Origin of the sequence: Tritonibacter scottomollicae (genome assembly GCF_032924845.1) — a bacterium.
Lineage (GTDB): Bacteria > Pseudomonadota > Alphaproteobacteria > Rhodobacterales > Rhodobacteraceae > Epibacterium > Epibacterium scottomollicae.
The window spans coordinates 3,352,413-3,365,058 of record NZ_CP136704.1; the positions used below are offsets into that span (position 1 = coordinate 3,352,413).

At 61.6% G+C, this 12,646-nt stretch carries 13 protein-coding genes; 4 read left to right on the plus strand and 9 right to left on the minus strand.

The annotated features are described in order from the left end of the window. Positions 1-17 precede the first annotated feature (17 nt). From R1T40_RS16625 to R1T40_RS16640, 4 genes are all read right to left on the minus strand, one after another. Positions 18-407: a VOC family protein gene (locus R1T40_RS16625; protein ID WP_106162380.1), complete on the minus strand. Its 390-nt coding sequence runs from the start codon at positions 405-407 to the stop codon at positions 18-20. Positions 408-582: 175 nt separating this feature from the next. Continuing rightward, on the minus strand, positions 583-1,410 hold the full coding sequence (dapD, locus tag R1T40_RS16630; protein WP_106162379.1) for a 2,3,4,5-tetrahydropyridine-2,6-dicarboxylate N-succinyltransferase: 828 nt from the start codon (positions 1,408-1,410) through the stop codon (positions 583-585). A gap of 112 nt (positions 1,411-1,522) precedes the next feature. Then, a complete protein-coding gene (locus tag R1T40_RS16635) occupies positions 1,523-2,122 on the minus strand; it encodes a GntR family transcriptional regulator (protein WP_106162708.1) in 600 nt (199 codons plus the stop codon). A gap of 48 nt (positions 2,123-2,170) precedes the next feature. Continuing rightward, complete coding sequence (locus R1T40_RS16640; RefSeq protein ID WP_317384911.1) at positions 2,171-3,124, minus strand: threonine/serine dehydratase; 954 nt, start codon at positions 3,122-3,124, stop codon at positions 2,171-2,173. 151 nt (positions 3,125-3,275) lie between these two features. Between R1T40_RS16640 and R1T40_RS16645 the strand changes: the two genes are divergently transcribed. Then, positions 3,276-4,124 carry an LOG family protein gene (locus R1T40_RS16645; protein ID WP_106162377.1) on the plus strand — a complete coding sequence of 283 codons (849 nt, stop codon included), beginning with the start codon at positions 3,276-3,278 and terminating at the stop codon, positions 4,122-4,124. A gap of 208 nt (positions 4,125-4,332) precedes the next feature. Here the strand turns inward: R1T40_RS16645 and R1T40_RS16650 are convergent, their stop codons facing one another. From R1T40_RS16650 to R1T40_RS16660, 3 genes are all read right to left on the minus strand, one after another. Further along, positions 4,333-4,536 (minus strand): hypothetical protein, encoded by a 204-nt coding sequence (locus R1T40_RS16650; RefSeq protein ID WP_106162376.1) that lies wholly within the window; start codon positions 4,534-4,536, stop codon positions 4,333-4,335. 163 nt (positions 4,537-4,699) lie between these two features. Then, entirely contained in the window at positions 4,700-5,893 is a 1,194-nt protein-coding gene (rlmN, locus tag R1T40_RS16655) for a 23S rRNA (adenine(2503)-C(2))-methyltransferase RlmN (protein WP_317384912.1), read from the minus strand. A gap of 224 nt (positions 5,894-6,117) precedes the next feature. Beyond that, on the minus strand, positions 6,118-6,651 hold the full coding sequence (locus R1T40_RS16660) for an invasion associated locus B family protein (RefSeq protein ID WP_317384913.1): 534 nt from the start codon (positions 6,649-6,651) through the stop codon (positions 6,118-6,120). A 228-nt stretch (positions 6,652-6,879) separates the two neighbouring features. Between R1T40_RS16660 and R1T40_RS16665 the strand changes: the two genes are divergently transcribed. After that, a complete protein-coding gene (locus R1T40_RS16665) occupies positions 6,880-7,887 on the plus strand; it encodes an asparaginase (RefSeq protein WP_317384914.1) in 1,008 nt (335 codons plus the stop codon). Here R1T40_RS16665 and R1T40_RS16670 read toward each other — a convergent pair whose 3' ends face one another. Then, on the minus strand, positions 7,888-8,646 hold the full coding sequence (locus R1T40_RS16670; RefSeq protein ID WP_317384915.1) for a TSUP family transporter: 759 nt from the start codon (positions 8,644-8,646) through the stop codon (positions 7,888-7,890). Between the two features lie 3 nt (positions 8,647-8,649). Beyond that, positions 8,650-9,525 (minus strand): phosphoserine phosphatase SerB, encoded by an 876-nt coding sequence (gene serB / locus R1T40_RS16675; RefSeq protein WP_317384916.1) that lies wholly within the window; start codon positions 9,523-9,525, stop codon positions 8,650-8,652. A gap of 235 nt (positions 9,526-9,760) precedes the next feature. On the opposite strand from serB, the gene R1T40_RS16680 reads away from it, so the two are divergent. Both R1T40_RS16680 and serA read left to right on the plus strand, forming a co-directional pair. After that, positions 9,761-10,906 carry a phosphoserine transaminase gene (locus tag R1T40_RS16680; protein WP_317384917.1) on the plus strand — a complete coding sequence of 382 codons (1,146 nt, stop codon included), beginning with the start codon at positions 9,761-9,763 and terminating at the stop codon, positions 10,904-10,906. Positions 10,907-10,998: 92 nt separating this feature from the next. Beyond that, positions 10,999-12,594: a phosphoglycerate dehydrogenase gene (gene serA / locus R1T40_RS16685; protein ID WP_106162371.1), complete on the plus strand. Its 1,596-nt coding sequence runs from the start codon at positions 10,999-11,001 to the stop codon at positions 12,592-12,594. Positions 12,595-12,646: the final 52 nt, after the last annotated feature.

Consider the following 12,646-nt stretch of genomic DNA (forward strand, 5'->3'; position numbering starts at 1 on the left):
CAGAGGTGGGTTTCGGACTATGGAGCAACCTGAGTAGCCAGCCACCAGGTGGTGCCGCTCGGTCCCTTGATCCCGCCCCTGATGTCGCCCTCGGATTGTTTGCGCAGGGGTTCCTGCACGATCATGCCGCCCGCGGCGATGGCCCGATCAAAGACGGTTTGAACGTCTGGCACATAGAGGTGGACATGGGTGTCGTTGTCTTCGGCCTCGGGCAGTCCTCCGATCATGATGATGCTATCATCGATCCGCATCTCCGCATGCATCAAGCTGCCATCCTTGTGATCGTAGCGCTGCAACACGCGGGCATCGAAGACGGTTTCCAGAAAAGCGATGGTGGCCTCCGGATCATGACAGACGAGGTAGGGACTCAATGACGGATAGTTCGTCGGCTTCCAGGACGCAGGCATTGGGGCTACTCCTTCAGCTGTTCACATCCGGGCGATGTAATGACGGTGCAATCAAAAATTCATCGCAATTATTAATAATATTCCACATACCCTATACGTGGCGCAATAAAAAAACAGGCAGCCGAAGCTGCCTGTGGTAAAACTTTCGTGTTAACGCCGCGAACCGCCGCCGCTGTCAGTCGCGCAGCAGCTCGTTGATGCCGGTCTTGGAGCGGGTCTTGGCGTCAACGCGCTTCACGATCACCGCGCAGTAGAGGTTGATGCCGTTTTTCGACGGCATCGAGCCCGCAACCACGACCGAGTAGGGCGGTACTTCGCCATACATCACTTCGCCGGTTTCGCGATCAACGATCTTGGTGGACTGGCCGATGAAGACGCCCATGCCTAGCACCGAACCTTCGCGCACGATGCAGCCCTCGACCACCTCGGAGCGGGCGCCGATAAAGCAGTTGTCCTCGATGATGGTTGGGCCCGCCTGCATCGGTTCCAGCACGCCGCCGATGCCGACACCGCCAGACAGGTGCACGCCCTTGCCGATCTGCGCACAGGAGCCGACGGTGGCCCAGGTGTCGACCATGGTGCCTTCGTCGACATAGGCGCCGAGGTTCACAAAGGAGGGCATCAGCACCACGCCGGGGGCGATATAGGCGGATTTGCGGACCACGCAGTTGGGAACCGCGCGGAAGCCAGCGGATTTCCAGTCAGCGGCCTGCCAGCCCTTGAACTTGCTATCTACCTTATCCCACCAGCCAGCGCCCTGCGGGCCACCGGATTGCTCTTCCATATCTTTCAGGCGAAAGCCGAGCAGAACCGCTTTTTTCGCCCATTGGTTCACATGCCAGTCGCCGTTTTCCTGTTTCTCGGCCACGCGGAGCTTGCCGCTGTCGAGCGCGGCGAGGGTCTGTTCGATGGCGTCACGGGTTTCGCCGGTGGTGGCGGGGGTGATGGTGTCACGGGCCTCCCAGGCGGCCTCGATTGCGGTTTCCAGCTGCGCGTTGGACATATGTTCCGGCTCCGGGTTTTGTTGGATTCGAGCGCTTATAGCCACAAAATCTCCGGAGGTCATGTCCTGAACGCGCCCCCGTTCAGTTGCGGAGCGGCATCGGCGGGTGTGGTCAGCTGACCCGGCGCAGGTGACGGCGCAGCAGATCGCAAGCCAGCGTCAGATCCTGAGCGCGCAGCGCCTGCAGCAGTGCTGCGTGATCGCCATCGGGGCGTGGGACCCAGCGATCCTGCCAATGGGCAAAAAGATGCCGCGCGGCAGTGATGTGCAGATCCTCGATCGCCGACAACAGCCGGGGCATGTCGCACGGTGCCAGAAGCGCCAGGTGAAAGCGACGGTTGCAGCGATCCCAAGTGATCATGTCGCTGGCCGCATCACAGGCGCGGCAGGCGTCTTCAATGGTTGCCAGTGTGTCCGCGTCGTGGCGGGGCAGGGCATGGGTCAGGGCGAGCACCTCCAGGGCCACTCGCATCTCAATCACTTCGCGGATTTCCGTAGGCTCCAACGCGGTGACCCGCATGCCCTTGTGGGGCACAGATTTCGCCAGCCCCTTGGCCTCCAGCCGTAGAAAGGCCTCGCGCACCGGCACATGCGAGGTCTGGTAGTCGCGCGCGATATGGTCCTGCCGCAGCTTGTCGCCGGCGGGCAGATCGCCGGTGACGATCCGTTCCATCAGGGCGCGAAATATCTTGTCGGCTGTGGTCTCACTCATGCCCGTTCGATAGGCGCGCACGCCGTCCGCCGCAAGGCTTTCCCATTCTCAGGTGAAGGAGACGTCCACCTGTGTTGCGGGATCGCTCAGGGGTTCCGGGTCGATATTGCCACCACAAAGCAGCACCGCGACCTTCTCCCCCCGCGCGGGCAGGTAAGCGCCGCACATCAGCGCCGCCAGTGCGGTGGCCCCGGCGGGCTCGACCAGCAGGCGGTGATCGCGCCAAAGCGCATGTTGGGCGGCCTCAATTGCGGCATCTGGGACGATGACACTTGGGGTGCGCTGGGCGCTAGCGAGGTCGAAGCAGATGTCACCGATGCGGCGCGCGCCAAGCGCATTGGCGGCGATACCGCTGACGTCTACGTTGGTGGGGGCTCCGGTCATCAGCGCCGATTTCAGCGCGCAGGAGGTGGCAGGTTCGACAGCAACCACCTTGCGCCGATCCTGAAACCAGCCAAGTGCGCCACTGATCAGCCCGCCGCCGCCGACCGCGATCAGTACGGTATCAGCGTCAAGCCCCTGCGCCTCCCACTCGGCAAAGAGCGTGCCTTGTCCGGCAACCGTGGCGGGGGCGTCATAGGCGTGGATCTGCATGGCGCCGGTCTGCAACTCCCAGTCCTGCGCGGCCTCCAGCGCATTGGCATAGGCGCCCGGGATCACTTCTAGGTCGGCGCCGGTGGAGCGGATCAGTTCAATCTTGGCCTGTCCTGCGATTTCAGGCACGTAGATCTTCGCGTGAAAGCCCAGTGCGCGGGCGGCAAAGGCCACCGCAGCGCCGTGATTGCCGCCGGATGCGGCCACCAGGCCGGCTTCCGGCACCGGTTCCGATAGCAGTGTGTTGAAGGCGCCGCGCGCCTTGAAACTACCTGCGTGCTGCAGCTGTTCGAGCTTCAGTTGCACCGGGTAGCCGAGGCCGAAGCTCTGCACGTTGAGCAACGGGGTTTCCACCACATGTTCGGCAATCCGATTGTGCGCGCCGGAAATCAGCGGTGTCCAGTCCATTGTCTGTCCTCGAGTCTTTGCAGTTGCGGCGAACCCTAGGGGATTATCGGCCGGAGGCAAGGGGAGGGCTGATCTCAAAGCTGGTTTGCCGTCGTCTTCCGGGCTAAGACAAGGTCTGACCTTTGGTACCGCAGAACAGGCAAGAATTGATATGAGTGACGACCGCCACAGCCGCTTCACGGATGCAAGCGCCGACCGCAACCGCGCCGAACATGTGCCCGTGACCCCGCAGACCCAGTCCCCGGCCTACCAGCTTGCCTTTGCGGACGAAGGCTTCCTCTGTCGCGAGGAGCTGCGTCCGGTGCGTCTGCAGCTGGAGCTGTTGAAGCCGCAGCTGATGCTGGATGAGCAGGGGATCGAGAGCACCGTGGTGATGTTCGGTGGCGCCCGTATCCCGGCACCGGCCGATAAAGCCAAGGCACGTACCAAAACATTGGCCGACCTCAGCCATTTCTATGACGAGGCCCGTGCCTTTGCGAAGAAGATGACCGAGAAATCCAAGACCACCGGCGGTCGTCGCCATGTGGTGGTTACGGGTGGCGGACCGGGAGTGATGGAAGCGGGCAACCGCGGTGCGGTGGATGCGGAAGGCGTCTCGATCGGTCTCAACATCGTTCTGCCGCATGAACAGGCGCCGAACGAATACGTGACGCCGGAGCTGTGCTTCAATTTCCACTATTTCGCGATCCGCAAGATGCACTTTCTGATGCGGGCAGAGGCGATCTGCGTCTTCCCTGGCGGCTTTGGCACGCTGGACGAGATGTTCGAGGCGCTGACCCTGATCCAGACCGGGCGCATGGAGCCGGTGCCCTTCCTGCTGTTCGGACGCGCCTTCTGGGAGAAGATCATCAACTGGGATGCGCTGGCGGATGCCGGCACCATTTCGGAGCAGGATCTGGAGCTATTCAAGTTCGTCGAAAGCGCCGATGAGGCGATCCAGGTGATCGAGACCTGGAGCCCGGTTCCGGCGCGTCAGAATCTCCCTGGCCGCGAGCGCTGAGGCGAGGCCGCATTGGACCAAAGCAGTTGAGAAACACGCCCGCGCGCCGAGCCCATGGGGCTCGGCGCGCGGGTCTGCCCGAGAGGGCAGAAGCCAATGATCAAATGTCGGTGTCCCTTTTGGGTGGGGTGAGAACGTTTGTGGGAACGTCGGGAGCGCGTCAGATCATTGGTATGTCGAGAATTTGTCGTGTTCTAACTGTCAAGCCTCAGGTCAGTTCTGCGGGCAGCACGCCAAGCGCTTCGCCGCGCGGCAGGCGGGTCAGGATCTGTGCCCCATCCTCATCCCGGATGGCATAGCCGTAGCCGCGCAGACGGAATTGCCATTCCCGCGTGCTCAGTGCCTTGCGCCGTTCCTCGCGTACCAGCGAAAGAATGCCGTCATCCATTGTTGCGCCCTGCTGTCCAATCATTGTGCTGCCCTTTGCTGCCCGGAAGTTTTTCCGTGTACTGTTTCTGATTCTGAGACTGTCGGCAGCTGATGGCGCAAATTTTGCTAAAATTGGGAAAGAATAAGGCGCCGCGATTTTCGCAGCGCCTTTTGGGGCAGAATAGGAAATGTTGGATGGGGTGGCGTCAGCTTTCGGCGATGCCAGCCTCGGCCTCGATCTGCTTGCGGCTCTTGCGGGCGCGCTCGGTGGCCGACTTCAACTGACCGCAGGCCGCCATGATGTCATCGCCGCGTGTCTTGCGGATCGGCGAGGCATAGCCCGCCTGATAGATGATATTGGCAAAAGCGCGGATGCGGTTGTTCGACGACCGTTTGTAGGGCGCGCCGGGCCATTCGTTGAAGGGAATGAGGTTGATCTTGGCCGGGATATTGTAACGCTTGATATGATCGAGCAGCCGCTGCGCGTCCTCATCGGAATCATTCACCCCGTCGAGCATCACGTATTCAAAGGTGATCCGCTCGGAGTTCGACACTTTGGGGTAATCCGCCAGCGCCTGCAGCAGCGCATCGATATTCCAGCGCTTGTTGATCGGCACCAGCTTGTCGCGGACCTCATTGGTGGTCGCGTGGAAGGAGACCGCCAGCAGACAGCCGATTTCCTGCGCGGTGCGGGCAATTTCCGGCACCACACCGGAGGTCGACAGCGTGATGCGGCGACGCGACAGAGAGATCCCTTCCGGGTCCATCGCGATCTTCATCGCGTCACGCACGTTTTCGAAGTTATACAGCGGCTCGCCCATACCCATCAGCACGATGTTTGACAGCAGTCGGGTCTCATCCTTGGGTGCGCCCGGCGTCGGCCATTCCTCCAGGTCATCGCGCGCCATCATCACCTGCCCGACGATTTCGGCCGGAGTCAGGTTGCGCACCAGCTTCTGGGTGCCGGTGTGGCAGAAGGAACAGGTCAGGGTGCAGCCGACCTGGCTGGAAATACACAGCGTGCCGCGGTCATCCTCGGGGATATAAACCACCTCGACCTCATGGCCGCCTTCGATACGCACCAGATACTTGCGAGTGCCGTCGACGGACACCTGACGCGAAACCACCTCCGGGATGCGGATCTCGAAGGTCTCTTCCAGCTGCGCGCGATAACCCTTTGCGAGGTTGGTCATCGAGGCAAAGTCGCGCACGCCCCATTGATAGATCCACTGCCAGATCTGACCGACGCGCATTTTGGCCTGCTTTTCTGCGGTGCCATTGGCAATCAGCACCTCGCGCATTTGATCGCGGGTCAGGCCGACAAGGTTGATCTTGCCGCCTTCGGGTGCCTTGCGGGGCAAGGTCAGGACATCTTGAGTGATCGGCGCTGAGGCTGTCATGAGACGGGACTCGCTGGGTTGTGGATAAAACGTGGCTGGATGCGGCTCTATATAGGAGATTGGCCCGAGATCAAAAGGATTCTCGTTCAACCCTGCTATGCGTGCAGAGGTCTCCTTACCTCGTTTCTAACGCAAAATATCCCAAAGCGCGAGGCGGGGCTTTGAAAAGAAAACGGCGAAGCCGCAGCCCCGCCGTCAGAATTTTCTTTACACTCAGTCCGTGATCACCCGGCGCAGCGTTTCTCCGCATCCTCGATAGAGGCGGTGAACCCCAGCAGGGAGAAGGTATCTTGTGTCTGTGTCCCGCGCGAAGATCGTGCGGTCAGCACCGCATCGGTGCCGCGTTTCATCGCGGTGATGATCTTTGAATCATCGGTCGGCGTCGCTGGCCAGGCCCATTCGCCCTCGGTGAACAGCTCGAACTCCGAGTCGCCAATTTTCATGTTGACGGTTGAGCCGGGAGCAAAAGGATATCCGCCGGTAAAGGTAACCTGGCCCTTGTTGCCGCCATCCGGGCGGTAAAACACGAACAAGCGAATTTCGCTGCGGCGCACGGCGACCACGCGACCATCCCTTGTGTTCACAGTTTCTTTTGGTGCCGATACACCGATACACTCACGCGGAGAGCTCTCTTCAAAGACGCTCCAATCCACATGCGCGCCCACGCGATTTTCGGTCGTTGCTTGCTGTGCGCTTGCAGTGGTGGCCATGCCAACCAGCAAGAGCGCCCCTGCCAAGCAACGGAGTTTAAATGCCATGCGTCCCGCCTCCAAGACTGTCTTGTCCTCAAATGTCCCTGGGCTGTCCGCGATGTTTTGCACATCGTCTTTGCCCATGTATCATGATCCTTGACACAAGCATATTAGCGGAACAAGGGCCATGCGCAAATGCCGGGTTTGGCGGGTTTCTGCCGCCTTTTCCTTGAAAGCCCGGGGTTTTGGATGTTTGGTGCTGCTCAAACACACCCCAAGCAATGAGTTCCCCAGATGACGCGCCAGAACACCCCCGCCCCTTTGACAGAGATTTGGCGCGGCAGCCTGCTGGAGAGTCAGCACCACGGTCATGCCGTCGTCTGCAATGGCAAGGGTGAGATCGTGCACAGTTGGGGCAATCCAGATCAGGTGATCTACCCACGCAGCTCCTGCAAGATGGTGCAGGCATTGCCGCTTCTGACCTCCGGTGCTGCGGCGCGCTACGGGTTGAACAGCGAACAGCTAGCGCTTGCCTGTGCGTCCCACAACGGGGCCCGTATCCATGTGGACCGTGTCAGCCGGTGGCTCGATCAACTGGAGTTGAGCGAGGGCGATCTGCGCTGCGGCGCCCAAATGCCGCGCGACAAAGAGGTCATGCATGGTCTCATCAAGACTGACGACAGCCCTTGTCAGATCCACAACAACTGCTCCGGAAAGCATGCGGGCTTTTTGACATTGGCGCAGCACTTGGGCGCGGGTCCGGAATATGTGGAGATCGATCATCCGGTTCAGCAGGCCTGCCATGAGGCCTTTGAGGAGGTCACCGGTGAAACCAGTCCGACCTATGGGATTGACGGGTGTTCTGCGCCCAACTTTGCCTGCACCGTGACGGGACTGGCGCGCGGCATGGGGTGGTTTGCCTCTGCTCACACACGGTCCACCCGGTCCGACGAGGCCGCCGTGCAATTGCGTGCCGCCATGGCGCAGCACCCGGAGCTGGTCGCGGGAGAGGGTCGGGCCTGCACCGCCCTGATGCGTGACATGGGCGGCAAGGTGTCGGTGAAAACCGGGGCTGAGGGGGTGTTTGTCGCGATCCTGCCAGAGCAGGAACTGGGGATCGCGCTGAAGGTGTCCGACGGTGCAACGCGTGCAGCTGAGAATGCCATCGCTGCCTTGCTGGTCAGCCTCGGAGTACTCGACAAAGATAGCCCATCGGCCAAGGCCTACATGAGCGCCGCCATCACCAACTGGAACGGTATCCACTGCGGCGAGATGCGCCCCGCCGCAGAATTGCAGTTCTGATCAGATCAAATCCCAGATCAATTTCAGAGCCAGGGTGATGGTGGTCAGAACCAACAGCGGTTTGATGACCTTCGCGCCCTGTTTTTGAGCAAGCCCAGCGCCGACGCGCGCGCCGGCAATCTGTGCAATGCCCATGGCAAGCCCGGTGAACCACCAGGGCGTCGCCACAACGGCAAAGGCCGCAAGCGCGCCGGCGTTGGAGGCGAAATTCAGCAGTTTTGTATGTGCCGTGGCTTTCAGGATGCCGTAGCCTGCAAGGCCAACAAAGGCGAGCATGTAGAAACTGCCCGCGCCGGGGCCGAGCAGGCCGTCATACGCGGCGCAAAGCGGCACCACAGTGGCGGCAAAGATCGCAGGCGACAGGCGACGCGCCCGGTCAACATCGTCCAGGCCTTTCTTGGTGGCAAAGAAGATCGCGATTCCCACCAGCAGGATCGGCAGAGCGTATCGGATCAGTTCTACCGGCAACAAGGACACCAGCAGCGCACCCCCTATGGAGGCGAAGAAGGCGATCACCGCAGTCTTCCATTGGCTACGAAGGTCCACGTGCCCACCGCGGGCATAAGAGATCGCCGCGGTCGCAGAACCGAACAGGCCCTGTATCTTGTTGGTGGCCAGCGCGGTCACCGGATTGGCACCGGCGATGAGCAGAACCGGCACGGTGATCAGCCCGCCGCCACCGGCCACCGCATCAATGAATCCGGCCACAAACCCCGCTGCGATCAACAGCAGCAGGACCTCGAAGGTCACTTCGAACATGTCTTATCCTTTGAAGTCGCCCCGGCTGTAGCCCTGAACGTACAAGAGCGCCGTAAGGTCGCCGTGATTGATGCGGATCTCGCATTCCGCCGCCACCGAAGGTTTGGCATGCAGCGCCACCCCGGCGCCTGCCCGGGTCAGCATGCCGAGGTCATTGGCTCCATCGCCGACCGCGATCACATCTGCCTCGGAAATCCCGAGGCGGGCGGTGATCTGTTCCAGCGCCTCCACCTTGGCCTCGCGGCCCAGAATGGGACGGCCGACCTCGCCAGTCAGCTTGCCATCCGCAACGATCAGCGTGTTGGCGCGGTTCTCGTCAAACCTCAGTTCCGCGGCGACCCGCGCGGTAAAGGCGGTGAAACCGCCAGAGACCAGCGCCGCGTAGGCGCCATCCGCCTTCATTGTTGCCAGAAGCTCGCGCCCGCCGGGCATGAAGCTAATGCGGCTGTTCAACACCTGCGTGATGACCTCCTCGGGCAGGCCTTTCAGCAGGCCGACACGTTCGGTCAGTGCGCCCTCGAAATCCAATTCACCGTTCATGGCGCGAGCAGTGATATCCTTGACCCGGGCGCCCACTCCCGCCTCATCGGCCAGCTCGTCGATGCATTCCTGCTGGATCATCGTCGAGTCCATATCCGCCAACAGCATCTTCTTGCGTCGGCCTTGGTCAGGTTGCAGCACCAGATCGACGCCCATGCCCTGCAGGTCGCCCCAGACGTCCCAGCGGTTGTCGGGCAGGCTCTCCAGGGTGAATTCCGCTGCAATGCCGGGGTTGAGCCAGTTCGCCTCTCCCCCGCCCCAGGCGTTCCTGAGAGATTCGACCAACGCGGGCTCCAGCGTCGGGGTGGCGGGGTTCACGAGCAGCGTGGCGACATACATGGCGTTCTCCGATCTAAACGGGATGCCTTCTCTTAACGGCGGCTTTCCAGCGGCACCAGTGGGGGCGGGCTGCGTGGTACAAAGTTTCCGATCGGCGTCATTGAAGGTCGCATTATTTTTCCAAAGCGGCGCAAACAGGCAATTTTCCCAGTTGCGCGGAATCAAACCGCCGCATATCGCTGTCGGTGGGACACCCCTCCCCAACGAGGGGCGCTTATCTGGAAGGGTAGCATCAATGGCTATTGCACAACCGGCATCGCGGCCGGCCAATCCGCGTTTTTCTTCTGGCCCCTGCGCCAAACCCCCCACATATGATCTGTCCAAACTCGCTGACGCGCCTCTCGGTCGCAGCCATCGCGCTGCCGTCGGCAAGGAAAAGCTCCTCGCCGCCATCGAAGGCACCCGCGAGATCCTAGGCATCCCCGCAGACTACAAGATCGGCATCGTGCCCGCGTCCGACACCGGCGCGATGGAGATGGCGATGTGGAACCTGCTGGGCGAACGCAAGGTCGAGATGATCGCCTGGGAAAGCTTTGGCGCTGGCTGGGTCACCGATGTGGTGAAACAGCTGAAGATCGACGCCGAGGTGAAGACCGCCGACTATGGCGACATTGTCGACCTCACCACCGTGAACCCCGCGCATGATGTGGTGTTCACTTGGAACGGCACCACCTCCGGCGTGCGGGTGCCCAATGGTGACTGGATCGCGGATGACCGCGAGGGCCTGACCATCTGCGATGCGACCTCTGCCGCCTTTGCGCAGGACCTGCCGTGGGACAAGCTCGATGTCACCACCTTCTCCTGGCAGAAGGTGCTGGGCGGCGAGGCGGCACACGGCGTCATCGTCCTCAGCCCCCGCGCGGTGGAACGTCTGGAAAGCTACACGCCGGCATGGCCGCTGCCGAAGATCTTCCGCCTGACCAAGGGCGGCAAGCTGATCGACGGGATCTTTACCGGCGCAACCATCAACACGCCGTCGATGCTGGCGGTGGAGGATTACCTCTTTGCACTGGACTGGGCCCGTTCGGTGGGTGGCCTTGAGGGGCTGATCGGTCGCGCCAACGCGAATGCGGATGCGATCCACGCCTTTGCCTATGCCAACGACTGGATCGACAACCTCGCCAATGATCCGGCGACGCGGTCGAATACCTCCGTCTGCCTGAAGTTCACCGACAAGCGGATCAAGGATGGCGCCAGCTTTGCCAAATCCGTGGCCAAGCGGTTGGAGTCTGAAGGCATCGCCTATGACATTGGCGCTTACCGTGATGCACCCGCCGGTCTGCGGATCTGGTGCGGTGGCACGGTGGAGACCTCGGATATCGAGGCCATGCTGCCGTGGCTGGCCTGGGCCTTCGAGGCCGAGATCGCCGCGCAAGGCTAACGCAAATCGCCCGGGCGACAGCCCGGGCAGCGCCGACCCCTATTCCCAGTTTCAGGCCGCATCCCGGCCCCCGCAGACAAAGGACCAAGACAATGGCCCCCAAGGTACTCATCTCCGACAAGCTGTCCGACGCCGCCGTACAGATCTTTCGCGACCGTGGCATCGACGTGGACTTCCTGCCCGACGTGGGCAAGGACAAAGACAAGCTGGCCGAGATCATCGGGCAGTATGATGGCCTCGCCATCCGCTCCGCCACCAAGGTGACCCCGACCATCCTCGAAGCGGCGGACAAGCTGCAGGTGATCGGTCGCGCCGGTATCGGCACCGACAACATCGACAAGGACGCCGCCTCCAAGAAGGGGGTGATCGTCATGAACACCCCCTTCGGCAACATGATCACGACCGCCGAACACGCCATTGCGATGATGTTTGCCGTTGCCCGCCAGATCCCCGAGGCCTCTGCCTCCACCCATGCGGGCAAATGGGAAAAGTCCAAGTTTATGGGCGTCGAGCTGACCGGCAAGACACTTGGTGTGATCGGCGCGGGCAACATCGGTGGCATTGTCTGCGACCGCGCCCGGGGCCTGAAGATGAAGGTCGTGGCCTATGATCCCTTCCTCAGCGAGGAAAAGGCCAAGAAGATGCAGGTCGAGAAGGTCGAGTTGGACGAGCTGCTGACCCGCGCCGATTTCATCACCCTTCATGTGCCGCTGACCGATCAGACCAAGAACATCCTCAGCCGCGAAAACCTCGCCAAGACCAAGAAGGGCGTGCGCATCGTCAACTGTGCCCGCGGTGGACTGGTCGACGAGGCCGCATTGGCCGAGGCGCTGACTTCCGGCCATGTGGCGGGTGCCGCCTTCGACGTGTTCTCGGTGGAACCGGCCAAGGACAATCCGCTGTTTGACCTGCCGAATGTGGTTTGCACCCCGCATTTGGGTGCCGCGACGTCCGAAGCACAGGAAAACGTCGCCCTGCAGGTTGCCGACCAGATGGCCAACTACCTGCTGACCGGCGCGGTGGAAAATGCACTCAACATGCCGTCGGTGACCGCCGAGGAAGCCAAGGTCATGGGGCCGTGGATCAAACTCGCCGATCACCTCGGCTCCTTTGCCGGGCAGATGTCGGACGAGCCGATCACCGCGATCAACGTGCTTTACGATGGTGTGGTGTCGGACATGAACCTGGAGGCGCTGAACTGCGCGGTGATCTCCGGCATCATGAAGAATGTGAACCCGGACGTGAACATGGTCTCCGCTCCCGTGGTGGCCAAGGAGCGCGGCATCCAGATCTCGACCACCAACCAGGACAAATCCGGCACCTTTGACGGTTACATCAAGGTGACGGTGGTGACGGCCAAGCGGGAGCGTTCGGTTGCGGGCACGGTGTTCTCGGACGGCAAGCCGCGGTTCATCCAGATCAAGGGCATCAACATCGACGCCGAGGTCGGCCAGCACATGCTCTACACCACCAACAACGACGTGCCGGGCATCATCGGCGCGCTGGGTCGCACCATGGGCGACATGGATGTGAACATCGCCAACTTTACGCTTGGTCGGTCGAACGAGGGCGGCGAGGCGATCGCGCTTCTGTATGTCGACGCACCGGTGCCTGCGGATGCACGGGCGAAACTGGCCGAAACCGGCCTGTTCACCCAGATCAAGCCGCTGGTGTTCGACGTCGCCTGAACAGCGTTTGTGCAGGCTGGCTTATGAGATGATCGGGTTCGCCAGCAATGGC

What these genes read in the sequence shown, in the direction of transcription:
- R1T40_RS16670 (WP_317384915.1), bottom strand. Translation starts at nt 8,646, where the DNA reads ATGTTCGAAGTGACCTTCGAGGTCCTGCTGCTGTTGATCGCAGCGGGG.
- R1T40_RS16635 (WP_106162708.1), bottom strand. Translation starts at nt 2,122, where the DNA reads ATGAGTGAGACCACAGCCGACAAGATATTTCGCGCCCTGATGGAACGG.
- R1T40_RS16665 (WP_317384914.1), top strand. Translation starts at nt 6,880, where the DNA reads ATGACGCGCCAGAACACCCCCGCCCCTTTGACAGAGATTTGGCGCGGC.
- R1T40_RS16640 (WP_317384911.1), bottom strand. Translation starts at nt 3,124, where the DNA reads ATGGACTGGACACCGCTGATTTCCGGCGCGCACAATCGGATTGCCGAA.
- R1T40_RS16660 (WP_317384913.1), bottom strand. Translation starts at nt 6,651, where the DNA reads ATGGCATTTAAACTCCGTTGCTTGGCAGGGGCGCTCTTGCTGGTTGGC.
- serA (WP_106162371.1), top strand. Translation starts at nt 10,999, where the DNA reads ATGGCCCCCAAGGTACTCATCTCCGACAAGCTGTCCGACGCCGCCGTA.
- R1T40_RS16625 (WP_106162380.1), bottom strand. Translation starts at nt 407, where the DNA reads ATGCCTGCGTCCTGGAAGCCGACGAACTATCCGTCATTGAGTCCCTAC.
- R1T40_RS16680 (WP_317384917.1), top strand. Translation starts at nt 9,761, where the DNA reads ATGGCTATTGCACAACCGGCATCGCGGCCGGCCAATCCGCGTTTTTCT.
- dapD (WP_106162379.1), bottom strand. Translation starts at nt 1,410, where the DNA reads ATGTCCAACGCGCAGCTGGAAACCGCAATCGAGGCCGCCTGGGAGGCC.
- R1T40_RS16650 (WP_106162376.1), bottom strand. Translation starts at nt 4,536, where the DNA reads ATGATTGGACAGCAGGGCGCAACAATGGATGACGGCATTCTTTCGCTG.
- rlmN (WP_317384912.1), bottom strand. Translation starts at nt 5,893, where the DNA reads ATGACAGCCTCAGCGCCGATCACTCAAGATGTCCTGACCTTGCCCCGC.
- R1T40_RS16645 (WP_106162377.1), top strand. Translation starts at nt 3,276, where the DNA reads ATGAGTGACGACCGCCACAGCCGCTTCACGGATGCAAGCGCCGACCGC.
- serB (WP_317384916.1), bottom strand. Translation starts at nt 9,525, where the DNA reads ATGTATGTCGCCACGCTGCTCGTGAACCCCGCCACCCCGACGCTGGAG.